Here is a 1,278-nt window from a genome sequence, read left to right as displayed (position 1 = left end):
ATCTCGGTAGACTAGCCCTTCTTAACATATAGTTACTTATTAAATTGAACTCTTAAGACATAGCTGCAGTCTGAACAAACGCACTCCTTATTAGACTTCATTCAAATAACCACCATTTTGAAGGTAGATACAGATTTATGGATAAAAAGAAAAGACTTCTTATTGTCGCGCTCGTTATTCTCATTGGCTGCTTTTTTTTCTTCGACCTTGCCCAGTACTTGAGCCTCGACTACTTTAAGTCTCAACAACAGGCTATCAGTGACTTTCATTCGCAAAATGCAATACTCAGTGCTGGCATATTCGTCATGATCTATATTGCTGTGACTGCTCTCTCCTTGCCTGGCGCCGCAGTAATGACACTTGCAGGCGGTGCAATCTTCGGTTTGTTACAGGGAACGATTCTGGTGTCCTTTGCCAGTACAATCGGTGCAACACTAGCCTTTCTAGTTTCTCGAACACTACTGAAAGAAAGTGTACAAAAAAAGTTTGCTGACTCCCTTAAGTCAATTAATGCAGGCATTGAAAAAGAAGGCGCGTTTTATCTGTTTGGCTTACGCCTTGTGCCTTTATTCCCGTTTTTCGTTATTAACTTAGTGATGGGTTTAACGCCAATCAAGACTCGCCAATTCTTTTTGATCAGCCAGCTCGGCATGCTCCCAGGCACCCTTGTTTACGTTTATACCGGTACTCAGCTTGGTCAGATTGATTCTCTATCAGGCATCCTATCACCCGGTTTATTGTTTGCTTTTGCTCTACTCGGCCTATTCCCTATTTTGGCCAAGAAGTTAATGGAAAGCATACAAGCTAAAAAGGTTTTCGCTAACTATGACAAGCCGTCTAAATTTGACACCAATATGGTCGTTATCGGTGCAGGTTCAGCAGGACTGGTTACTTCATTGATCGCTGCAGCAACCAAAGCAAAAGTCTCTCTTATTGAGCGTCATAAAATGGGCGGCGACTGCTTAAATACCGGTTGTGTCCCCAGTAAAGCACTCATTCGTTCGGCTAAAATGGCAAAGTACTATGAGCGTGCTGAGGAATTTGGTCTATCAAATGAAAATATCGAGGTCGACTTTCCTGCGGTAATGGAACGCATTCAATCGATTATTAAAACCATTGAGCCTCACGACTCTATCGAGCGATTCACGGGACTCGGTGTTGACTGCATTACCGGCAGCGCAGAAATCATTGACCCTTTTAGAGTAAAAGTTAATGGTGAAACGATCACCACGCGTAACATCGTTATCTCCACAGGAGCGCGGCCTTTTGTTCCTGCGA

The 1,278-nt window shown here is 43.2% G+C and carries 1 protein-coding gene; it reads left to right on the top strand.

The annotated features are described in order from the left end of the window. Positions 1-137: 137 nt before the first annotated feature. On the top strand, positions 138-1,278 hold a 1,141-nt coding region (locus A3757_RS01400; RefSeq protein ID WP_197469636.1), incomplete at its 3' end, for a bifunctional TVP38/TMEM64 family protein/FAD-dependent oxidoreductase.

It is taken from the genome of Oleiphilus sp. HI0117, from assembly GCF_001635235.1.
Note: the sequence above shows the minus strand (reverse complement) of the source record. Positions and strands in the feature narration are given on the sequence as shown.